We start from the raw sequence: 22,865 nt of genomic DNA on the forward strand, positions 1-22,865 counted from the left end.
GCTATGTCCATAATGGAACCCGACCTGCATCAGCTGAAAATCAACGACCCGTTTCTTGGGCAATATCAACGGCTGGTCCGTGACGTGGTGATCCCTTACCAGTGGGATGCGCTTAACGACCGCGTGGCGGAGGCCGAACCCAGCCACGCCATCGCCAACTTCCGCATTGCGGCCGGTCAGGAACAGGGGGAATTCTACGGGATGGTGTTTCAGGACAGCGACGTGGCGAAATGGCTCGAAGCCGTGGCGTGGTCGCTGTGCCAGAAGCCGGATGTCGAACTGGAAAAAACCGCCGACGAGGTGATCGAGCTGATCGCGGCAGCGCAGTGTGAAGATGGCTACCTCAACACCTACTTTACGGTAAAAGCCCCCGAGGAACGCTGGACGAATCTGGCCGAATGCCACGAGCTATACTGCGCCGGGCATATGATTGAAGCGGGCGTGGCATATTTCCAGGGGACCGGAAAACGCCGCCTGCTGGACGTGGTGTGCAGGCTGGCGGACCATATCGACAGCGTGTTTGGCCCGGGCGAAACACGGCTGCACGGTTACCCGGGCCACCCGGAAATCGAGCTGGCGCTGATGCGGCTCTATGACGTCACGCAGGTGCCGCGCTACCTCAATCTGGTGAAATACTTTATTGAGGAACGCGGCGCACAGCCTCACTTCTACGACATTGAATATGAGAAGCGCGGCAAAACGTCATACTGGAACACCTATGGCCCGGCGTGGATGGTCAAGGACAAAGCCTACAGCCAGGCCCATCAGCCGCTTGCCGAACAGCAAACGGCCATCGGCCACGCCGTGCGTTTCGTCTACCTGATGGCGGGCATGGCGCATCTGGCGCGTCTGAGCAACGACGAAGGTAAACGGCAGGACTGTCTGCGGCTGTGGAACAACATGGCGCAGCGCCAGCTGTACATTACCGGTGGGATTGGCTCGCAGAGCAGCGGGGAGGCGTTCAGCAGCGATTACGACCTGCCCAACGATACGGTATACGCCGAAAGCTGCGCCTCAATCGGCCTGATGATGTTTGCCCGCCGGATGCTGGAGATGGAGGCAGACGGCCACTATGCCGACGTGATGGAGCGCGCGCTGTACAACACGGTGCTGGGCGGGATGGCGCTGGACGGTAAGCATTTCTTTTATGTGAATCCGCTGGAAGTGCATCCGAAAACGCTGGCCTTTAACCATATTTATGACCACGTGAAGCCGGTGCGTCAGCGCTGGTTCGGCTGCGCCTGCTGCCCGCCGAATATTGCCCGCGTGCTGACCTCGCTGGGGCACTATATTTATACCGTTCGCCCGGATGCACTGTTGATCAATCTGTACGTGGGGAACGACGTCGCCATTCCGGTTGGCGATAACGCCCTACAGCTGCGCATTAGCGGTAACTATCCGTGGCAGGAGCAGGTGAAGATCGAAATCACCTCGCCTGTTCCGGTCACCCACACGCTGGCACTCAGGCTGCCGGACTGGTGCGCGAAACCTGTCGTTTCGCTGAATGGCGAAGCCATTACCGGTGAGGTGTCACGCGGATATCTCTACCTCACCCGCAGCTGGCATGAAGGCGATACGCTGATCCTGACGCTACCGATGCCGGTCCGCCGCGTATACGGCAACCCGCTGGTGCGCCAGCAGGCGGGTAAAGTCGCGCTTCAGCGCGGGCCGCTGGTTTACTGCCTGGAAGAAGCCGATAACGGCGCCAACCTGCATAACCTCTCCTTGCCTCAGGATAGCGAGTTCCGGGTGTTTGAAGGCAAAGGCATTTTCGCGCACAAGATGCTGATACAGACAGAGGGGATTGGGTGCCAGGCAAAGGACACGAATGCACTGTGGCAGTACGACCGCTCGCCGGTACAGCGTCGGCCCCGGACGCTGACCTTTATTCCGTGGTTTAGCTGGGCTAACCGGGGAGAAGGGGAAATGCGGATATGGGTGGATGAAGCATAAATAAGGGTAATACTGATTTTCATAATATATAATATTTTTATCGAGCTCGGTGATGCCGAGCTCTCTGATTAATTATCAATCGAAAGACAATGTGATCTAACCCTCGGTATTGTTTTTTTGGTGCCCATCACCTCAGCATACCATTGTCTGGTACACATTTTAGTGTTATTCCATAAAGACACACAGCTAAAAATAAGGATATCCCATGGAATTCACTGAAAGATTAAATGCCTTATCAAATAAAATAAAACAACAAATTGATGTAATTAATACTGAAGAAGGAACAAAAACTGCATTTGTAATGCCATTCATTCATAATGTCCTGGGCTACGATGTTTTTGATCCTTCAGAGGTAACACCTGAATTTGTCTGTGACATTGGCACAAAAAAAGGCGAAAAAATCGATTACGCCATAATGAAAAATAATGACGTACAAATACTTATTGAATGTAAGAAAATTGGCGAGCCATTAAATATAAATCATGCGTCGCAGTTGTTTAGATATTTCCACGTAACAAACGCAAGGATTTCAATTCTTACCAATGGTCGAAATTATAAATTTTTCACTGACCTTGACGCACCGAACAAAATGGACGAGAAACCATTTCTGGAAGTGGACCTGCTTGATATTGACGAAAATATAATACCTGAACTAAAGAAACTAACGAAATCTTCATTTGATCTCGAATCAATTATCAATGCTGCTGGTGAGTTAAAATATGTTAGCCAAATCAAAAAAATTCTACATTCTCAGCTTAATAATCCCGAAGATGATTTTGTGAAATTTTTTGCATCCAGAGTTTATGATGGAATTCTGACTCAAAAAGTAAGAGATTCATTTTTAAATTTAACTAAAAAGGCTGCAAGTCAGTATATAAATGATCAAGTTAATGAGCGCCTTAAGTCTGCCATTACGGGTATAACCCCAGTAATTACCGAAACATCAAATGAGCCACCGCATATTGAAGAAGAAGACCATAAAGATGAAAGCGATGTGATAACCACGCTAGAAGAACTTGAAGGATATCATGTAGTTAAAGCAATCACCAGAGCAGTACTAGAGGCACCACGTATCACTCACAGAGATACCAAAAGCTACTTTGGCATCCTTGTTGACGATAACAACCGCAAACCAATTTGCCGATTGCATTTTAATCGTACGCAAAAATACATCGGACTTTTCGACATAGAAAAAAACGAAACGCGTCACCCTATATCGACAGTCGATGATATCTATTCCTTTGCAGACATCCTGAAAGCAACAGCAGCACTATATAATTAATTTTTATCCAGGCAGCACGCGACGTGCTGCCTCAGCCAGAAACGCACTTCGATTGCTGAACTGAGGATGCTCACTGACAAAGGAATCAATCTTCATCAGTAAACGACGAGGCATCGTGATGTTGATACGCTCGGCCCTGCCGTCGAACTGTTTCATATTAATGTCCACCAGCAACCATTGCCCGCCCGTGAAGTCGTCAGGGTGACTTTCCAGGTGCGCTTCCACATTACCCGGAAGAGGCAATGCTTGATCCATTTCAATCATCGCTTCGAAGTGCGCGGTGAGCGCATCACGTGCATCCTGAAAAGCGTCGTCCAGAGAATTACCTGCAAAAAAACAGCCTGGTACGTCAGGGAAAAAGCCGCTGGCGCTACCGTCGGAGTCAGAATGAATGTAAGCCGGATAAAACATAACTACCCCTGATATCAGTGTTTAATTCCCGCCTGCCGCCAAATCTGGGCAAGAGTGCCCGGTTTAATATCCTTTTTAGGATGTGGGACAGTAACCAACCCTTTCTGTTCGGGATGGCGAAACTGATGAGGGCTTCCTTTCGTTCTGACACATTTCCAGCCATGGTCGATCAGAGCAGTAATGACATCCGCACTTTTCACATCCCAATCCTTCCATGATTACACACATGATACACACCATTGCTATCGGGTCGAATCACATTAGCGCATAAGCAACATCAGTGCAGCCGTGTTTTGGCGGAACAGGAAGAAGCATCGAGAAATGAAAAAGGAATAGGTTGTATTGCAGATAAAAATGCAGGCACGATCGCAAGCCGGGTAAGGCAACGCCGCCACCCGGCTTTACCGCATCAGAAACGCCAGGTCAGGCCGGTCATCAGCGCGAAGCTGTCGTCACGGTCGATCATCGGGCTGTTCTTCACGTCATCAGGCAACACGGTGTAAACCGCGCTGGCGTTGAGGTACAGCTTCTGGGTTAGCTGATATTTAGCCGCCAGGCCAACGTATGGCGTCCAGCTGTCACCGGCGGTGTATTCGTCCAGACCAGAACGGCGAGACTCGCTGCCGGATACGCCGTAGTAGTAGTCGTTATAGCTTTCGTCGCTGTAGAAAATACCGACAGAAGGCGTCAGGGTCAGGCGTTCCATTTTGATTGGGCGGAAGTAAGATACCTCGCCCACCACGCCGCCGCTTTCATCCATCGCATCACCCGAAACGGCAACTTTCAGCGAGCCCCAGCTTTCATGGCGGTAATACGCACCGCCGAGGAACGCAGAGGCTTTACGCTCATCCAGCTGCTTCATCTGATGGTCGTCGTTATCATCCGGATCAAAATGCAGCGGCATCCAGGATGCGGTCAGGCTGAATTCATTTTTTGCGTCTTTCCACAGGATCCATCCGCCCGTGGTCTGGCGAACATAGAAGCGATCGCCTTCATAGCTAATTAACGGCACCGCGGTGGTATTTTCGTTATAGCCTTTGTAAGGAGACTCATTAAATACGGCCCCCGCTCCAAGTGAAAAGTCACCGGCCATTGCAGAAGATGTTGCAAATAACGTGGCAGCGATGAGTAAATTGTATTTAATAGTCATGCTAAGTAATCCATTTAAACGCCAAACAAGCGGGGCGAATAATAATGGTTACAAATTTGGCAATGCAACGCTGCGGTTTATATAATATTATATATAGAATCATATAGATGGGCGCGCATGATGAGTAAATTACAGCTAAAGCCACGCGAATTAAAAATAATCTCCGTCATCGCAGCCACCCACAGCATTGGTGATGCCGCCGCCCTGCTGGGTATGGCGCAGGCCAACGTCAGCAAATACCTCTCTGATTTTGAAATGCGAGTTGGGCTTAAGGTTTTTGAGCGTACCACGCGCCAGTTAGCCCTTACCCAGTTCGGTGAGGCGTTGCTCCCGTATGTGAATGCCACGCTGGAAAAGAACAACCAACTTGCTAATTTCATTGCCGATTATAAGCATGAAAAAAGCGGGAAAGTGACCCTTTACGCCCCTACGGGGATTGTGACCTATCTCGCGCGCCATGTGATCCACCAGATAAACGACATCGGTGACATTCGCATCTGCCTGAAAACCTACAATCTGGATCGCAATGAGTTTTCAGAAGGCGTTTCCTTCCCCGATGACTGCGATATTTTAATTACCTATGCTCAACCAAAAGATGAAAGTCTGGTCGCCAGCGTCTTAACAAAATATTCCGTTACGGCATTCGCAACCCGTGAATATTTAAATAACCATCCCTTAGCCGGGCCGGAAGATTTAATTAATCACTCCTGTATCCTGATAGATTCCATGCTGGTTGATGACGCAAACATCTGGCGTTTTCGCGTACACGGCAGTGATAACGTCAATGACTACCGGGTCACCGGAAATTATATTTGCGACAATACGCAGACAGCCCTGGAGCTGGCAAGAAATAACCTTGGCATTGTGTTCGCACCGAAAGAGAGCCTGAGAAAAGAATTAACGCAAGGGATGCTGGTTCCCTGCTTCCCGCATCAGGAAGAGTGGTGGCTCGATCTGACCGCCATCTTCCGCAAGCGCGAATACCAGCCCTGGCGCGTGCAGTATGTTCTGGATGGTGTCCTCAACTGCCTGCGCCAGCAAATTGCTCAGGCCGTCCATGGGCGGCCTGAGCTGGGCGATTAGAATAGCCCCAGCGGTTTATCGGAGTAGCTGACAAGCAGACATTTCGTCTGCTGATAATGCTCAAGCATCATCTTGTGCGTTTCACGCCCGATGCCCGACTGCTTATACCCGCCAAATGCCGCGTGCGCCGGGTAAGCGTGATAGCAGTTAGTCCATACGCGCCCCGCCTGAATGCCTCTGCCCATTTTATAGGCCAGGTTACCGTTGCGGCTCCAGACGCCTGCCCCCAGTCCATACGGCGTATCGTTGGCAATCTCCAGCGCCTCCTCCATCGTTTTGAAGGTGGTCACCGCCAGCACCGGTCCGAAAATCTCCTCCTGGAACACGCGCATGTTGTTCTGCCCGAAGAGGATCGTCGGCTCCAGGTAATAGCCTTCCTGCAGATCCCCACCGAGCACTTTACGGCGACCGCCGGTCAGAACATCCGCGCCCTCTTTCTTACCGATATCAATGTAGTTGAGGATAGTTTCAAGCTGTCCGTGCGAGACCTGCGCGCCCATCTGCGTGACGTTATCGAGCGGGTTACCGCTGCGGATAGACTCGACGCGGCGAATGGCCCGCTCCATAAAGCGCTCATAGATGGATTCCTGCACCAGCGCGCGGCTTGGGCAGGTACAGACTTCGCCCTGGTTAAACGCAAACAGCGCAAACCCCTCCAGAGCTTTGTCGAAGAAGGCATCCTCTTCCTCCATCACGTCCGCAAAGAAGATGTTCGGGGACTTCCCGCCCAGCTCCAGGGTCACGGGAATAATGTTCTGCGTGGCGTACTGCATAATCTGCTGGCCCACTTCCGTCGACCCGGTAAACGCCACTTTGGCGATCCGTTTTGAGGTAGCCAGATATTCCCCTATCTCACCGCCCGCACCGTTGACCACGTTAATCACGCCCGGCGGCAGAAGATCGCCAACGATTTCCATCAGCAGCAGAACCGAGAGCGGAGTCAGGCGCGCCGGTTTGAGCACAATGCAGTTCCCGGCCGCCAGCGCGGGCGCCATTTTCCAGCTCGCCATCAGCAGCGGGAAGTTCCACGGAATAATTTGCCCGACGACGCCCAGCGGCTCGTGGAAATGGTACGCCACGGTGTCGCTGTCAACTTCACTGATCCCGCCCTCCTGAGCGCGAATACAGGAGGCAAAATAGCGGAAGTGGTCGATAGCCAGCGGCACGTCGGCCGCCATGGTTTCCCGGATCGGCTTGCCGTTATCCCAGGTTTCCGCCGTCGCCAGCAGCTCCAGATTCTGCTCCATCCGGTCGGCGATTTTGAACAAGATGGCCGCACGATCCTGAACGGAGGTGTGGCCCCACTTATCTTTCGCTTTGTGCGCCGCATCCAGCGCCAGATCGATATCCCGCTTGCCGGAGCTGGCGATCTCGCACAGCGGCTGGCCGGTAACGGGCGTCAGGTTGGAATAGTATTCGCCGTCGACGGGGGCCACCCAGTCGCCGCCGATAAAGTTGTCATAACGGGGCTTCAGCTTGAGGGGAAAACCATACTCGCCGGGCTGGATACGCGAAGAGGGAGGATTGTTTGTCATGACCGTCTCCTTGCTGTTGATGTACAACAAGGGTAGTCCCGGCTGGCGGTTTTCTCGCCAGTGAGTGACGGGTTTACGAGCCGTATCACGGATTACCGTACTTTACGTTTCGTTTCTGCTACTGAGCCATACTTAACAGCTCAAGGGCTCATGAGGAACGATGCGATGCAGCTGTTTATCGGTTTTGACGTAGGCGGAACCCACATCAAGCACGGCGTGATTGATGAAAATGGCAAGGAGCTGACGACGGACGAGTACGATACCCCTGAAGATGAAAACACGTTCAAAAAGAAGTGGAAAGCGGTGGTTGAAGGGTATCAGGAAGAACATGACATCGTCGGCATCGGCGTGAGCTTTCCCGGCCATATTAACCACCACAGCGGCGAAGCAGCAAAAGCGGGCGCGCTCGACTATCTCGACGGCGAAAATCTGTGCGAGCTTTTCGCCGGGCTGACCGACCTTCCCATCACCGTAGAAAACGACGCCAACTGTGCGGCGCTGGGCGAGCGCTGGCAGGGCGCGGGTAAGGACTACGAGCATTTTGTCTGCATCACCATCGGCACCGGCATCGGGGGTGGGATTGTGATGGAAGGCGATCTTTATCGCGGGTCGCATTACCGTGCTGGTGAATTTGGCGTGCTGCCCGTGGGCAATAACGGCGAACCCATGCATGATGTGGCGTCGGCCAGCGGCCTGATGAAAGCCTGTCGTCGCGCGCTGTCCGTATCAGAAGAAGAGATGCCTGACGGTGAAGAGCTGTTTAAACGTATGGACAGCGACGTGCATCTGCGTGAGGCCATTGAGGAGTGGGCGCATTGCCTCTCGCGCGGCGTTTACAGCGTGATCTCGATGTTCGATCCACAGGCCATGCTGATAGGCGGCGGAATAAGCGAGCAGGAGAAAATCTATCTCCTGCTCGATAAATACCTGCAGCGTTTCGAGGAGTGGGAGGCACTCAAGGTGCCCATTCTGCCCTGCGAGCTGGGTAACCAGGCGGGAAGACTGGGCGCGGTATGGCTGGCTAAGCAGAAACTCTCCCGCGACACGTAATCCTCAGGGAAACAGCTGCGCGTCGCGAAGCAGATGGTCATTACCCCGGCGACGGGTAAAGCCGATGCGGTTGAAATACTCCAGGATCTGAATCGCCAGCTTGCGGCCAACGTTCAGCCGGTCGCGGAAATCCGCTGCGCAGGTGGAGCCGCGCGCCTGATCCAGTTCGCGGATCAGGTTAGCAAACGCCACAATGCGATCGTTACGGTAATAACGATCTTTCACGATCGCGACTATCAGCCCCTGCTGCGCCGCATGGCGCAATACCTGGCGCATCACCTGCTCATCGGTGTTCGTTTCACGCGCCAGATCGCGAACCCACCACGGCTCATCGCCAAACAGCGAGGCCACTTTTTGCCATACTGCGTCCTGCTCTGCGGTGAACCCGGCCTTGTGATCCGGCAGATGCAGCCAGCCGTGGTGGCTTTTAATCACCCCGCTTTCACGCATGTTTTCAATCAGCAGCAGCACCAGCGCGTCGTCTTCCATCGGCAGCGCCATGCGGCGCAGGCGCTCGCGGCCTGGGCCAGGCTCATCCTGATGCTGTTCATGGTAAGTGGCGAGCGTGTTCAGGATTTTACGCTGCCAGTTTGCCGCAACCGGGGCGTTCAGAAGATTGTTTCCTGCCTGAATAAAGCCCGGCTGCTGGCTCAGCTGGCGTAACCCTTCACCGCTCAGCTGGCGTGCCCATGCAAAATCACTCAGGCTCACCGCCCCGCGTTCAAGATGAACATGCAGCGCGGCGTTATCGTCGCTGGCCTTCGCCAGCGCAGCCAGCCATTGCAGGTATTCAGGTTTACGCTTGCCGCGTCGCGGCGGGTTCAGCGTCACCACCCGCGCTCCGGCCAGCGTTTCCCGCGCGGAAATATCCCGCAGTACCAGCCGGTCGTTGTCCGCCAGCCAGAGCGGCGAATCAAAAACCAGTTCGGCAAGATCGTTTTCCAGCAGGGACACGCGCCCGGTGATATGGCTCGCCGCATGGTGAATATGCAGCGGCTGCCATTGGGTCAGCGGCACATTAGCCTGCAGGGAGACGATGACGCGGTCAGACGGCTCGGGCGGGGCGTCGGCCAGCAGCCAGTCGCCGCGGTTAAGCTGCTCTTTTTCTGCATCCCCGGCAATGTTGAGCGCGATCCGCTGCCCGGCGTGGGCGTGCTCTGCGGGCTGGTTTTGCGCATGTAACCCGCGCACGCGCATCGGTTTGTTAACGCCCGTCAGCCACAGGCTATCGCCCACCTTCACTTCACCGCTCAGCGCCGTACCAGTGACCACCAGGCCCGCGCCTTTGACGGTAAATGCCCGGTCGATCGCCAGACGGAAACGGTGATGGCTGGCGTGCTCACGCGACGAAAGCTGCTGCAAATGGTGGCGAAGTTCGTCGATACCGCGCCCTTCAGTCGCCACGGTGACAAATAGCGGTGCATCGGCAAAACCATATTCCCGTAAGGTCGTCTGTACCGCTTCGCGCACCTCGCTGACGCGCGCGTCGTCCACGCGATCGGCTTTGGTCAGCGCCACGGTCAGCTGCGGGTTGCCGGTCAGCTGGAGGATCGCCAGATGCTCACGCGTTTGCGCCATCACGCCGTCATCGCAGGCCACCACCAGCAGAGCGTGATCAATGCCGCCAACGCCCGCCAGCATGTTAGAAAGGAACTTTTCATGCCCCGGAACATCAATAAAGCCCAGCACGCGGCCATCCGGCTGGGGCCAGTAGGCATAGCCCAGATCGATGGTCATGCCGCGCTTTTTCTCTTCCGGCAGGCGGTCGGCGTTAATGCCGGTAATCGCCTGCAGCAACGTGGTTTTTCCGTGGTCGACGTGACCGGCGGTGGCAATAATCATTTCAACAACATCTCCAGAAATCGCTCTTCATCTTCAAGGCAGCGTAGATCCAGCCACATTCGGCCGTCGTAAATCCGCCCGATGACCGGCGTCGGCCGGCCGCGCCAGCGCAACGACAGGGCCTCAAGGCGGCTACCGCGCCCGTCACGCGGGGTGAAGGTCAGCGCTTCACTCGGCAGCCTGTCCACCGGCAGCGAACCGCTGCCAATCTGCGACTGGCAGGGCTCAATGCGAACGTCAAAATCGGGGTAGTGCGGGGCAATGCGCGGCAACAGCAGTTCTGCCTGCTCGCGAATCGAAGCGGCATCCCGGCTTAACAGACGCAGCGTGGGCAGGCGGTCCGCCAGTTTCTCCGGGTGGAGATAAAGCCGCAGCGTCGCGTCCAGCGCGGCAAGGGTCATTTTATCGGCTCGCAGGGCGCGTTTCAGCGGGTGCTGCTGCAGCTTCGCAATCATCTCACGCTTGCCGACAATAATCCCGGCCTGCGGCCCGCCCAGCAGTTTGTCGCCGGAAAAGCTGACCAGGCTGACGCCGGCGGCAATCATTTCCTGCGGCATCGGCTCTTTTGGCAGCCCGTACTGGCTCAGATCCACCAGCGAGCCGCTGCCGAGATCGGCAATCACCGGAATATTCAGTTCCTGCCCCATCGACGCCAGCTCGGCCTCTTCAACCGTTTTGGTGAAGCCTTCAATATGGTAATTGCTGGTGTGGACCTTCATCAGCAGGGCGGTGTTTTCATTCACCGCCGCGCGATAATCTTTCGCATGGGTACGGTTAGTCGTACCCACCTCATGCAGCGTGCAGCCCGCCTGGCGCATCACGTCCGGGATGCGAAACGCACCGCCAATCTCCACCAGCTCGCCGCGGGACACCACCACCTCTCTGCCGCTCGCGGTCGCCGCCAGCATCAGCAGCACCGCCGCCGCGTTGTTATTCACAATGCAGGCATCTTCCGCGCCGGTCAGCTGGCACAGCAGTTCCGCCAGCGCGCGATCGCGATGCCCGCGACCGGCGCCGTCCAGATCGTACTCCAGCGTTACCGGCGAGCGCATGGCCTGCACGACCGCAGCCACCGCCTCTTCCGCCTGTTGGGCGCGTCCCAGGTTGGTGTGCAGCACGGTCCCCGTCAGGTTAATCACCGGGCGTAACGCGCTTTGCGCCTTCTCGCCCAGCCGATGCTCAACTTCTTTTTCCCACGCTGCGCACCAGTCGGGCAAGGCGTTTTCAGCCTGGATATGGCCACGGGCTTCATCCTGAAGCAGACGCAGCATCTCCACCGTCGCGGTATGGCCGAAGCGCTCAACGGCAGCATGAATGCGGGGATCGCGAAGAAGTCGGTCGGTCGCGGGGATCTGGCTGTACAGCGAATGATGAGTAGTCATGAAAGCGCCTGGCGAGTAAATATCTTCCCCCCTCCCGACGGGAGAGGGAGTTAACATGTGGAGGGATTGTACCGCCTCCGACGCCGAAGTGTTATAACCCGCGTCAAGCCTTTGGCGGTTCGGTACGGGCAAAGCTCTCGCGGCTAAAAAGCGTTTCTGCGAGTTTCACCAGCAGCGGACGGTCCACGCACCAGCCAGGGGACACCCGGCGGAAATTGAGATAGCCAATGGCGCAGGCGATGGCGATGGTTGCCAGGTTCAGGCTGTCGGCGTGAATCTTGCCCTCCCGGATAAGCTTTTCGCACATATCCAGACTGCGGCTGATTTTTTCCCGCTGGCGCAACAGCTCGCTTTCTGACTGCTGGGCGGCGGGTCTTGCCTGCTCGCGAACGGAGGTGAGTGCCGCATCCATAATGCCGTCGGCCAGGGCTTCAATTTGCTTCATCGCCAGCGCCGCTTTTGGGTCAGCCGGCAGCATTGCCGGGGCGACGCCCAGCAGTTCGATATACTCCGCAATAATCGGGGAATCGAACCAGTATTCGCCCTCGTCCGTTACCAGCGCCGGAACTTTCCCCAGCGGGTTATACTGCGCGACGCCGTTTTCGGCGTTGTAGGGCTGTTCATTGACGAATTCAAATTCAATTCCTTTCTCCAGCAGGAGAATCGAAATTTTTCGCACGAAGGGACTGGTGTAGCTACCGATGAGTTTCATTGCCTGATCCTTGATGCCGGAAAAGAGTCAGTATGGATCAAGCGATGAAAAAAGGGCAGGTATGCGTGTCGCATTCCTGCCCTGGAAGGATTAGTGATCGAGATAGAGGTAGTGCATCCAGCTGGTCATACGCAACAGCACTTTACGCATCACCGAGACGTGGGCGAAATGGTCCGAATAGACCGCCACCTGGGCATAAATACCGTCTGGCAGTGCATCGACGTCGGCGTTAGGCTCCAGCTCAATCAGCGCCTGTACGCCATCCGTACCCGGCACAACGGTCAGTGCCTGTAACGCGCCCTGCGCCTGATACGACCCGCCCGGCACCACCGGCAGAACGCTGGTGAGCTTACCGGTAAACACCTGGCCCGGCAGCGCGTTAAACACCACTTCCGCTTCATCGCCCGGCTTCAGACGCAGCAGCGAGTTCTGACGGAACTGGGCCACAATCTGGCGCTTCTGTTCAGGAATGAACACCATCACCGGGCGCAGCGGCAGCGCGGCGGCATAGGTTCCCGGACGGATCAGCACCTGGGTGATATAGCCATTGCTCGGCGCGCGCACCACGGTCTGTTCAAGGTTATATTTCGCTTCAGCAAGCTGAGCGCGTAACGAGGCAATCTGCGACTGCTCGCCGTTCACCATGCTGTCTAACTGGCTTTGAATCTGCGTCTGTTCAGCAACGGAGCCTTTCACCATGGCATCCTGCGCCAGGTAGTTCTGCCGCGCGTTATCAATATCGCTTTCAGAGAACGGATTCACCTTCGCCTGGCTGCCTTTCAGGTAGCGCTGATAATCTTTAAACAGGCGATCGCGTTCTGCAGACACGCGGGTGGTATTGGCAACCGCTTCCGACAGCTGCGCTTTCAGATTGTCGATATTGTGCGTCGCGGTCACCAGGTCAGCCTGGAGCCTGTCGACGCGCGCCTGATAACGGCCTGGATCCAGTTTAAATAACACTTCGCCTTTTTTAATGAGCTGGTTATTTTTATCAGTGACTTCAGTAACCACCCCCGTAACCTGTGGCGTAATCGGAATAGAAATAACCGCTTTTTGCGCCGTAAAGGTGTACGGATGGTTATAGTTCATTAGCAGAATGAGCCCGGCGACAATAAATACTCCGCCCAACGTCGCGGTAGCAAGCGTCCACTGGTTGACCGGAATACGGAATATTTTAAAGATCGCCCAGGCAAATGCCACATAGGTCAGAATAATCAACAGATCCATGATTAGCGCTCCAGCGTGTTCTTATCAGCCGCGGGCTGTACCGCTGCCAGCTTTTGTTCTAATTCGGCCACGCGTTTAGCCAGCGCATCCATACCCGGAACCTCATCAGGCTTAGTGATGTGGTTCTGCATGCCCCAGCCGCGATCTTCGCGGTACAGCGTGGCCCAAATCCACAGAAACGGCCAGATGGCATGGAGCGTAAACAGGCTGATCCAGCCAGCCGTGTGAATCGCATCGGCATGGGGATGATTACGCTTTTTGGCCATATTATAGGGAATATCATGAATGGCGATGATTCCGTAAAAAAGAACCAGGAATACAAAAATCAACACGCCCAGCGCAAAATAGTTGAGAAACATATTCTCCTCACTTAAACCACGTCAACTCATTAAATTAATAAAACAGTACGCAACCTAATTAATTTATTTTTAAATACAAAAGGTATGCTGGTTATTTCAGAGCCGGGGAGTATCGTTTTTTATAATATCTCCATGCAAGTTTATAAGCGTGTCAAAATATATCCTGAATAATAATATACTTAACCTTACATTATGAGCGTAATCCACGTTTTAACTTTCCGCCATACTACATCTGAAAAGTGTTTTTTTAGCTTTCCGTGTCACTTCAGGCCATCCTGACGCCGATCGCAGTCGGAGATTTCTGCATAAAAATATTTTGTGAAATCAGTCACAATCCAGAAACAAAGCCACAAAATCAAAACGGGATCGCAATCACAGAAATGGGTGGTTTTTGCTTCATTTATCGCCATCGTATTTTTTTTGCCCACTTATTTTGTGATTCAGATCACCTCATTAATCTCTCAACCCCCCACATTTACGTGACACACGTCACATAAATTTTCATTGTCTGGACAGTTGAACGATTCAGTGCCAGATTTCACAGCATCAGAACAGGGCCCGGCTACCTCTGCCGCCGCACATTAACGATAAACCTCGGGCCGCAAGCCTAAGCGTAAACATAAGAAGGGGTGTTTTATGTCATCCGATTTCAAGATCAAAGTTCAAAGCTTTGGTCGTTTCCTCAGCAACATGGTGATGCCAAATATCGGCGCGTTTATCGCGTGGGGTATTATCACCGCATTGTTCATTCCGACAGGGTGGTTGCCTAACGAAACGCTGGCGAAACTTGTTGGCCCAATGATTACCTATCTCCTGCCGCTGCTCATCGGTTATACCGGTGGTCGTCTGGTGGGCGGTGACCGTGGTGGCGTCGTGGGTGCCATCACAACCATGGGTGTTATCGTCGGTGCGGATATGCCGATGTTCCTCGGTGCGATGATTGCCGGTCCTCTGGGCGGCTGGGCGATTAAGAAATTCGACGTCTGGGTTGATGGCAAGATCAAATCCGGCTTCGAAATGCTGGTGAACAACTTCTCTGCGGGCATCATCGGGATGATCCTCGCGATTCTGGCGTTCCTCGGCATTGGTCCGGCGGTTGAAGTGCTCTCAAAACTGCTGGCTGCGGGCGTTAACTTCATGGTGGCGCACGACATGCTGCCGCTGGCGTCTATCTTCGTTGAACCAGCGAAAATCCTGTTCCTGAACAACGCCATCAACCACGGTATCTTCTCGCCGCTGGGGATTCAGCAGTCTCACGATCTCGGCAAGTCCATCTTCTTCCTGATTGAAGCGAACCCGGGTCCGGGTATGGGCGTTCTGCTGGCGTACATGTTCTTTGGCCGCGGCAGCGCGAAGCAGTCTGCTGGCGGTGCGGCTATCATCCACTTCCTGGGTGGTATCCACGAAATTTACTTCCCGTATGTGCTGATGAACCCACGTCTGATCCTGGCCGTAATCCTCGGTGGTATGACCGGCGTGTTCACTCTGAGCGTGCTGGGCGGCGGTCTGGTCTCCCCTGCTTCTCCGGGCTCAATCCTGGCAGTGCTGGCAATGACCCCGAAAGGCGCGTACTTCGCGAATATCGCAGCTATCTGTGCGGCGATGGCGGTCTCCTTCGTGGTCTCTTCTATCCTGCTGAAAACCAGCAAGGTGAAAGAAGACGACGATATCGAAGCGGCAACCCGTCGTATGCACGACATGAAAGCCGAATCCAAAGGCGCGACCCCGCTGGCGGCTGGCGATGTCTCTAACGACCTGAGCCACGTGCGTAAAATCATCGTTGCCTGCGACGCCGGTATGGGCTCCAGCGCGATGGGTGCAGGCGTGCTGCGTAAGAAAGTGCAGGATGCGGGTCTGACTAATATCTCCGTGACCAACAGCGCGATTAACAACCTGCCGCCGGACGTTGACCTGGTGATCACGCACCGCGATCTGACCGAGCGCGCTATGCGTCAGGTGCCGCAGGCACAGCACATCTCGCTGACCAACTTCCTGGACAGCGGCCTGTACACCAGCCTGACCGAACGTCTGGTTGCCGCGCAGCGTCATGAAGACAATGAAGTGAAAGTGCGTACCAGCCTGCAGGACAGCTTTGACGAGAGCAATGCTCACCTGTTTAAGCTGGGCGCGGAGAACATCTTCCTCGGCCGTACCGCGAGCACCAAAGAAGAGGCGATTCGCTTCGCGGGTGAGCAACTGGTGAAAGGCGGCTACGTTCAGCCAGAATACGTTGACGCGATGCTGGAACGTGAAAAACTGACGCCAACCTACCTGGGTGAATCCATCGCGGTTCCGCACGGTACGGTTGAAGCGAAAGACCGCGTGCTGAAAACCGGCGTAGTGTTCTGCCAGTATCCTGATGGCGTGCGCTTCGGTGAAGAAGAGGACGACATCGCCCGTCTGGTAATTGGTATCGCCGCTCGCAACAACGAGCACATTCAGGTGATTACCAGCCTGACCAACGCGCTGGACGATGAGTCCGTCATCGAGCGCCTGGCACAAACTGAAAGCGTTGAAGAAGTTCTGGCTCTGCTTAACAAATAACAGCGCCTCTTCCCTCTCCCCTTTGGGGAGAGGGCTAGGGTGAGGGGAAAGTTATGCGTTTCCTCACCCCAGCCCTCTCGGGTAAAAACATTGATAAAGGTTAACACTATGAAAGCATTACATTTTGGCGCAGGTAATATCGGTCGTGGCTTTATCGGTAAACTGCTGGCAGACGCGGGCATTACCCTGACATTCGCCGATGTGAATCAGGTGGTTCTGGATGCCCTGAATGCCCGTCATAGCTATCAGGTTCATGTGGTGGGTGAAAACGAGCAGGTTGAAACCGTCTCTGGCGTCAACGCGGTCAGCAGCATCGGCGACGACGTTATCGACCTGATCGCCAGCGTTGATCTGGTGACCACTGCCGTGGGTCCGGTGGTGCTTGAGCGCATCGCCCCTGCGGTCGCGAAAGGCCTGGCTAAACGCAAAGCGCAGGGCAACGACGCTCCGCTGAACATCATCGCCTGCGAAAACATGGTGCGCGGCACCACGCAGCTGAAAGGTCACGTTATGGCGGCCGTGGCTGACGACGATAAAGCCTGGGTGGAAGCGCACGTCGGGTTTGTGGATTCCGCCGTGGACCGCATCGTTCCGCCGTCTGAATCCGCCACCCACGATCCGCTGGAAGTCACTGTTGAAACCTTCAGCGAGTGGATCGTCGATAAAACCCAGTTTAAGGGCGAACTGCCGACCATTCCGGGTATGGAATTAACCGATAACCTGATGGCATTTGTCGAACGCAAACTCTTCACGCTGAACACCGGGCATGCTATAACCGCGTACCTCGGTAAATTGGCCGGTCATCAGACCATTCGTGACGCGATCCTCGATGAGCAGATCCGCGCGGTGGTAAAAGGGGCGATGGAAGAGAGCGGCGCGGTGCTGATCAAACGCTACGGTTTTGATGCTGATAAACACGCAGCATACATCCAGAAAATCCTCGGTCGTTTTGAAAACCCGTATCTGAAAGATGACGTTGAGCGCGTGGGCCGTCAGCCGCTGCGTAAACTCAGCGCGGGCGACCGCCTGATTAAGCCGCTGCTGGGCACGCTGGAATACGGCCTGCCGCACGCCAACCTGGTGAAAGGGATTGCCGCCGCGATGCACTACCGCAGCGAGCAGGACCCGCAGGCGATTGAGCTGGCTCAGCTGATTGATGACAAAGGCGCGCAGGCTGCGCTGGCGCAGATTTCCGGTCTGGACGCCAACAGCGACGTGGTTGCGGAGGCGGTTAACGCATACAACGCAACCAAATGATGCAGAATCCGGCGCAGGTTAGCCTGCGCCCGAATAACAGATTGTCAGATATGCAGGCAATAATGGAACAAACCCAGGCCTTTGAAAATCGTGTGCTTGAGCGTCTGAATGCTGGCAAAACCGTACGAAGCTTCCTGATTGCCGCCGTCGAATTACTGACCGAGGCGGTGAACATTCTGGTGCTTCAGGTGTTTCGCAAAGACGACTACGCGGTAAAGTATGCTGTAGAACCGTTACTGGACGGAGACGGACCGCTGGGCGATCTGTCGGTGCGTCTGAAGCTGATTTATGGGCTTGGCGTGCTCAACCGACAAGAGTATGAAGATGCGGAACTGTTAATGGCGCTGCGCGAAGAACTCAATCATGACGGTAATGAGTACACCTTTACCGATGATGAGATTCTGGGACCTTTCGGCGAACTTCACTGTGTCACTGCCCTGCCCCCTGCTCCCCATTTTGATAACAGCGACCCTGAGCTGTACGCGATGCAAAAGCTGCGCTATCAACAGGTTGTCCGTTCCACGATGGTCCTCTCCCTGACTGAGCTGATTTCTAAAATCAGCTTAAAAAAAGCGTTTCAGAAGTAAGCCCGTCCACATTGGTGTATCCTTCCCTGTAAATTCCCCGTTTTCAGAGTCATTTGTCATGAAAGAAGTCGAAAAAAACGAAATTAAACGCCTGAGCGACCGTCTGGATCTGATCCGTCACCAGATGGCTGGCCTGTCACTGGTTGATTCCGCCGAGAAGTACGCCGAGCTGGAGAAAGAGACCACGAAGCTGGAAGCGGAAATCGAGCGCCTGCGCGAAGTGAAAGGCCAGAAGCTGAGTAAAGAAGCGCAGAAGCTGATGAACATGCCGCACCGCCGCGCGATCACCAAAAAAGAACAGGCCGATATGGGCAAGCTGAAGAAAAGCGTCCGTGGCCTGGTGGTGGTGCACCCGATGACCGAGCTTGGCCGTGAAATGGGCCTGAAAGAGATGACGGGTTTTTGTAAGACGGCTTTTTAACCGTTCTTCCCCTCACCCCGCCCTCTCCCCAAAGGGAGAGGGAGAAAACCGCACAGTTTAGTCCCCTCGCCCCTTTGGGGAGAGGGTTAGGGTGAGGGGGGGCCTCAGCCACACTCCCGCTTCAAATTGGCCCAACCAATCCCCCTTTTCTTCCTTCCCTGGTTCACAATTCAATTATTTCCGCTCACAAAACCATTGCCACTCCATAACATCTGGTTAACCATTTGTTGTCATTAACCCTACAACACAACATTGGCAGGACCACTTTTACACAACCTGTGACGCAGAGATGAGCGGAGACTCACCCGCAGCACTGGTTGTATGGTCCCCAGGAGACCTGCATGAGCCTCTGGCAACAAAACTACGACCCGGCCGGTAATATCTGGCTGTCGAGCCTGATCGCATCGCTTCCGATCCTGTTCTTCTTCTTTGCGCTGATTAAGCTCAAGCTGAAGGGCTACCTCGCCGCGACGTATACCGTTGCTATCGCCCTGCTGGTGGCGCTGTTCTTCTATAAAATGCCGGTCGATCGCGCGCTGGCCTCCGTCGTCTACGGTTTCTTCTACGGCCTGTGGCCGATTGCGTGGATCATCATCGCCGCGGTGTTTGTTTATAAAATCTCGGTGAAAACCGGGCAGTTCGACATTATTCGCTCGTCGATTCTCTCCATCACGCCGGACCAGCGCCTGCAGATGCTGATTGTCGGCTTCTCCTTCGGGGCATTTCTGGAAGGCGCGGCAGGTTTCGGCGCACCGGTGGCAATCACCGCCGCGCTGCTGGTCGGGCTGGGCTTTAACCCGCTGTATGCCGCGGGCCTGTGCCTGATTGTGAACACCGCCCCGGTTGCGTTTGGCGCGATGGGTATTCCGATTCTGGTAGCAGGACAGGTGACCGGGCTGGACAGCTTTGAGATCGGCCAGATGGTGGGCCGCCAGTTGCCGTTCCTGACCATCATCGTCCTGTTCTGGATCATGGCGATTATGGACGGCTGGCGCGGCGTGAAGGAGACCTGGCCTGCGGTGATGGTAGCGGGCGGTTCGTTCGCCATTGCCCAGTATCTCAGCTCCAACTTCCTCGGCCCGGAACTGCCGGACATTATCTCTTCCCTGGTGTCTCTGGTCTGTCTGACGCTGTTCCTGAAACGCTGGCAGCCGGTGCGCATCTTCCGTTTTGCCGACATGGGCGCGTCGCACGTGGATCAGACCCTCGCCCGCACGGGCTATACCGCCGGGCAAATTGTTCGCGCCTGGTCGCCGTTCCTGTTCCTGACCGCCACCGTGACGCTGTGGAGCATACCGCCGTTTAAAGCGCTGTTCGCTCCCGGCGGCGCGCTGTACGACATGGTGATTAACATCTCCGTGCCGTTCCTCGACAAGATGGTCGCCCGTATGCCGCCGGTGGTGCACGACGCCACCCCGTATGCAGCGGTGTTTAAGTTTGACTGGTTCTCCGCCACCGGTACGGCGATTCTGTTTGCGGCACTCCTTTCCGTGGTGTGGCTGCGCATGAAGCCTGCCGCGGCAGTACAAACCTTTGCAGCAACGATTAAAGAGCTGATGCTGCCGATCTACTCCATCGGCATGGTGCTGGCGTTCGCGTTTATCTCGAACTACTCCGGCCTGTCGTCGACGCTGGCGTTAGCGCTGGCCCACACCGGACACGCGTTTACCTTCTTCTCACCGTTCCTCGGCTGGCTGGGGGTGTTCCTGACCGGTTCAGATACCTCGTCTAACGCCCTGTTCGCCGCCCTGCAGGCAACGGCGGCTCAGCAGATTGGCGTGTCGGACGTGCTGCTGGTCGCCGCGAACACCACCGGCGGCGTAACCGGGAAAATGATCTCCCCGCAGTCCATCGCCATTGCCTGTGCGGCGGTGGGGCTGGTGGGTAAAGAGTCCGACCTGTTCCGCTTTACCGTTAAACACAGCCTGATATTCACCTGCATGGTCGGGGTGATCACCACCCTGCAGGCCTATGTCTTAACCTGGATGATCCCATGATAGTGATGCCCAGACGCCTGTCCGACGAGATTGCCTCTCGCGTGCGGGCGCTGATTGAAGAACAACAGCTGGAAGCGGGCATGAAATTGCCCGCCGAACGTCAACTCGCCGCCCAGCTTGGCGTGTCGCGTAACTCACTGCGCGAGGCGCTGGCGACGCTGGTCAGCGAAGGCGTGCTGGTGAGCCGTCGCGGCGGCGGCACCTTTGTGCGCTGGCAGCATGACGACTGGTCCGAGCAAAACATCGTCCAGCCGCTGAAGACGCTGATGGAAAACGACCCGGACTACAGCTTCGACATTCTTGAAGCGCGCCACGCCATCGAAACCAGTACCGCGTGGCACGCGGCGATGCGGGCAACGGAGGACGATAAAGAGAAGCTCAAAGCCTGCTTCGAAGCCACGCAAAGCAGCGACCCGGACATCGCCTCCCAGGCGGATGTCCGCTTCCATCTGGCGATTGCCGAGGCGTCGCACAACGTGGTGCTGCTCCAGACCATGCGCGGGTTCTTCGACCTGCTGCAATCCTCCGTGAAGCAGAGCCGCCAGCGCATGTATCTGGTCCCGCCGGTGTTTGCCCGGCTGACCGAACAGCACGAGGCGGTGCTCAACGCCATTCTGGCCGGTGATGCCGAAGCCGCGCGAAAAGCGATGATGGCGCATCTGGGCTTCGTGCACACCACCATTAAACGATTCGATGAAGACCAGGCCCGACAGGCGCGTATTACCCGTCTGCCTGGCGACAGTGATATTTCCAGGGAGAACAAAGCATGATTATTTCAGCAGCCAGTGACTACCGCGCCGCGGCGCAGCGCATTTTGCCGCCGTTCCTGTTCCACTACATCGACGGCGGGGCGTATGCCGAATACACCCTGCGCCGCAACGTGGAGGATCTGTCAGAGGTGGCTCTGCGCCAGCGCGTGCTGAAGAATATGTCTGACCTGAGCCTTGAGACGAAGCTGTTTAACGAAACGCTTTCCATGCCCGTGGCGCTCGCGCCTGTCGGCTTATGCGGCATGTACGCCCGCCGGGGCGAAGTGCAGGCCGCCGCCGCCGCGGATGCCAAAGGCATTCCGTTTACCCTCTCAACCGTGTCCGTCTGCCCGATTGAAGAAGTCGCCCCAACCATCAAGCGCCCGATGTGGTTCCAGCTGTACGTCCTGCGGGATCGCGGCTTTATGCGTAACGCGCTCGAGCGCGCGAAAGCGGCGGGCTGCTCCACGCTGGTCTTTACCGTCGACATGCCGACACCCGGCGCGCGCTATCGTGATGCCCACTCCGGCATGAGCGGCCCGAATGCTGCGCTCCGCCGCTACTGGCAGGCGGTTACGCATCCGCAGTGGGCGTGGGATGTGGGCGTGAACGGCCGTCCACACGATCTGGGAAATATTTCAGCCTACCTCGGTAAACCGACCGGGCTGGAGGATTACATCGGCTGGCTGGCGAACAACTTCGATCCGTCGATCTCGTGGAAAGACCTGGAGTGGATCCGTGAATTCTGGGACGGCCCGATGGTAATCAAAGGGATCCTCGACCCGGAGGATGCCCGCGACGCGGTGCGTTTTGGCGCGGACGGGATCGTGGTCTCTAACCACGGTGGACGCCAGCTCGACGGCGTACTCTCTTCTGCCCGCGCGCTGCCCGCCATTGCCGATGCGGTGAAAGGCGATATCGCGATCCTGGCCGACAGCGGCATCCGCAACGGGCTGGACGTGGTGCGCATGATTGCGCTGGGCGCCGACAGCGTGCTGCTGGGCCGTGCGTATCTGTACGCGCTGGCCACCAGCGGTCAGGCGGGCGTAGCGAACCTGCTGGATCTGATCGAGAAAGAGATGAAGGTGGCGATGACGCTGACCGGTGCGAAGTCGATCAGCGAAATCAGCAAGGACTCGCTGGTGCAGGAGCTGAGTAAGCTGCCTGCGGCGCTGGCCCCCCTTTCTCAGGGAAACGCGGCCTGATCTCCTCCGGTTAAACTCCCTTTCTCATGCGCCCGATTTCCCCTCGGGCGCTTTTTATGTCGAAAATAACACCTACGTAACATTCTGGATAAGAAAATTTGACACACCCCTCCGGTTCG

20 protein-coding genes are annotated in these 22,865 nt (G+C 55.7%); 11 read left to right on the forward strand and 9 right to left on the reverse strand.

Features of this window, described 5'->3' with window-relative positions; genetic code table 11:
* Nucleotides 1–3: 3 nt before the first annotated feature.
* A complete protein-coding gene (locus tag D5066_RS17210) occupies nucleotides 4–1,953 on the forward strand; it encodes a glycoside hydrolase family 127 protein (protein WP_119916623.1) in 1,950 nt (649 codons plus the stop codon).
* Between the two features lie 205 nt (nucleotides 1,954–2,158).
* Nucleotides 2,159–3,235, forward strand: a complete 1,077-nt coding sequence (locus D5066_RS17215; RefSeq protein WP_119916625.1) for a type I restriction endonuclease — start codon at nucleotides 2,159–2,161, stop codon at nucleotides 3,233–3,235.
* A 3-nt stretch (nucleotides 3,236–3,238) separates the two neighbouring features.
* Here D5066_RS17215 and D5066_RS17220 read toward each other — a convergent pair whose 3' ends face one another.
* From D5066_RS17220 to D5066_RS17230, 3 genes are all read right to left on the reverse strand, one after another.
* Nucleotides 3,239–3,646 (reverse strand): type II toxin-antitoxin system HicB family antitoxin, encoded by a 408-nt coding sequence (locus tag D5066_RS17220; RefSeq protein ID WP_119916626.1) that lies wholly within the window; start codon nucleotides 3,644–3,646, stop codon nucleotides 3,239–3,241.
* A 14-nt stretch (nucleotides 3,647–3,660) separates the two neighbouring features.
* A complete protein-coding gene (locus D5066_RS17225) occupies nucleotides 3,661–3,846 on the reverse strand; it encodes a type II toxin-antitoxin system HicA family toxin (RefSeq protein ID WP_119916627.1) in 186 nt (61 codons plus the stop codon).
* Between the two features lie 209 nt (nucleotides 3,847–4,055).
* Entirely contained in the window at nucleotides 4,056–4,796 is a 741-nt protein-coding gene (locus D5066_RS17230; RefSeq protein ID WP_119916628.1) for a MipA/OmpV family protein, read from the reverse strand.
* Between the two features lie 117 nt (nucleotides 4,797–4,913).
* On the opposite strand from D5066_RS17230, the gene D5066_RS17235 reads away from it, so the two are divergent.
* On the forward strand, nucleotides 4,914–5,879 hold the full coding sequence (locus tag D5066_RS17235) for a LysR family transcriptional regulator (protein ID WP_119916630.1): 966 nt from the start codon (nucleotides 4,914–4,916) through the stop codon (nucleotides 5,877–5,879).
* Here the strand turns inward: D5066_RS17235 and aldB are convergent.
* Nucleotides 5,876–7,414 (reverse strand): aldehyde dehydrogenase AldB, encoded by a 1,539-nt coding sequence (aldB, locus tag D5066_RS17240; protein ID WP_119916632.1) that lies wholly within the window; start codon nucleotides 7,412–7,414, stop codon nucleotides 5,876–5,878. The two genes, D5066_RS17235 and aldB, sit on opposite strands and share 4 nt — an antisense overlap.
* A gap of 165 nt (nucleotides 7,415–7,579) precedes the next feature.
* On the opposite strand from aldB, the gene D5066_RS17245 reads away from it, so the two are divergent.
* The gene (locus D5066_RS17245) at nucleotides 7,580–8,464 is read left to right on the forward strand and encodes an ROK family protein (protein ID WP_119916633.1); all 885 of its coding nucleotides are present in this window, start codon (nucleotides 7,580–7,582) and stop codon (nucleotides 8,462–8,464) included.
* A gap of 3 nt (nucleotides 8,465–8,467) precedes the next feature.
* Here D5066_RS17245 and selB read toward each other — a convergent pair whose 3' ends face one another.
* From selB to D5066_RS17270, 5 genes are all read right to left on the reverse strand, one after another.
* Nucleotides 8,468–10,306 (reverse strand): selenocysteine-specific translation elongation factor, encoded by a 1,839-nt coding sequence (gene selB / locus D5066_RS17250; protein WP_119916635.1) that lies wholly within the window; start codon nucleotides 10,304–10,306, stop codon nucleotides 8,468–8,470.
* A complete protein-coding gene (selA, locus tag D5066_RS17255; RefSeq protein WP_119916636.1) occupies nucleotides 10,303–11,688 on the reverse strand; it encodes an L-seryl-tRNA(Sec) selenium transferase in 1,386 nt (461 codons plus the stop codon). Before selA ends, selB begins: the two co-directional genes overlap by 4 nt.
* Nucleotides 11,689–11,791: 103 nt before the next feature.
* The gene (locus D5066_RS17260; protein ID WP_080329856.1) at nucleotides 11,792–12,400 is read right to left on the reverse strand and encodes a glutathione S-transferase; all 609 of its coding nucleotides are present in this window, start codon (nucleotides 12,398–12,400) and stop codon (nucleotides 11,792–11,794) included.
* A 90-nt stretch (nucleotides 12,401–12,490) separates the two neighbouring features.
* Entirely contained in the window at nucleotides 12,491–13,627 is a 1,137-nt protein-coding gene (locus D5066_RS17265; RefSeq protein ID WP_119916637.1) for an HlyD family secretion protein, read from the reverse strand.
* Nucleotides 13,628–13,629: 2 nt separating this feature from the next.
* A complete protein-coding gene (locus tag D5066_RS17270; RefSeq protein WP_023334046.1) occupies nucleotides 13,630–13,986 on the reverse strand; it encodes a DUF3302 domain-containing protein in 357 nt (118 codons plus the stop codon).
* A gap of 636 nt (nucleotides 13,987–14,622) precedes the next feature.
* Between D5066_RS17270 and D5066_RS17275 the strand changes: the two genes are divergently transcribed.
* The 7 genes from D5066_RS17275 to lldD all read left to right on the forward strand — a co-directional run bounded on the left by D5066_RS17275 (nucleotide 14,623) and on the right by lldD (nucleotide 22,746).
* On the forward strand, nucleotides 14,623–16,530 hold the full coding sequence (locus D5066_RS17275; protein WP_028015047.1) for a PTS mannitol transporter subunit IICBA: 1,908 nt from the start codon (nucleotides 14,623–14,625) through the stop codon (nucleotides 16,528–16,530).
* Nucleotides 16,531–16,638: 108 nt separating this feature from the next.
* Complete coding sequence (gene mtlD / locus D5066_RS17280; protein ID WP_119916639.1) at nucleotides 16,639–17,787, forward strand: mannitol-1-phosphate 5-dehydrogenase; 1,149 nt, start codon at nucleotides 16,639–16,641, stop codon at nucleotides 17,785–17,787.
* A complete protein-coding gene (gene mtlR, locus D5066_RS17285) occupies nucleotides 17,784–18,374 on the forward strand; it encodes a mannitol operon repressor MtlR (RefSeq protein WP_028015045.1) in 591 nt (196 codons plus the stop codon). The genes mtlD and mtlR overlap by 4 nt, the downstream gene beginning before the upstream one ends.
* A 58-nt stretch (nucleotides 18,375–18,432) precedes the next feature.
* A complete protein-coding gene (locus D5066_RS17290) occupies nucleotides 18,433–18,795 on the forward strand; it encodes a YibL family ribosome-associated protein (protein ID WP_119916641.1) in 363 nt (120 codons plus the stop codon).
* A gap of 341 nt (nucleotides 18,796–19,136) precedes the next feature.
* A complete protein-coding gene (gene lldP / locus D5066_RS17295; RefSeq protein WP_045630254.1) occupies nucleotides 19,137–20,792 on the forward strand; it encodes an L-lactate permease in 1,656 nt (551 codons plus the stop codon).
* Complete coding sequence (gene lldR, locus D5066_RS17300) at nucleotides 20,789–21,562, forward strand: transcriptional regulator LldR (RefSeq protein WP_119916642.1); 774 nt, start codon at nucleotides 20,789–20,791, stop codon at nucleotides 21,560–21,562. The genes lldP and lldR overlap by 4 nt, the downstream gene beginning before the upstream one ends.
* Nucleotides 21,559–22,746: an FMN-dependent L-lactate dehydrogenase LldD gene (lldD, locus tag D5066_RS17305; protein ID WP_119916643.1), complete on the forward strand. Its 1,188-nt coding sequence runs from the start codon at nucleotides 21,559–21,561 to the stop codon at nucleotides 22,744–22,746. The genes lldR and lldD overlap by 4 nt, the downstream gene beginning before the upstream one ends.
* The last annotated feature ends 119 nt before the right edge of the window (nucleotides 22,747–22,865 follow it).

This window comes from Enterobacter chuandaensis (genome assembly GCF_003594915.1).
Taxonomy (GTDB): domain Bacteria; phylum Pseudomonadota; class Gammaproteobacteria; order Enterobacterales; family Enterobacteriaceae; genus Enterobacter; species Enterobacter chuandaensis.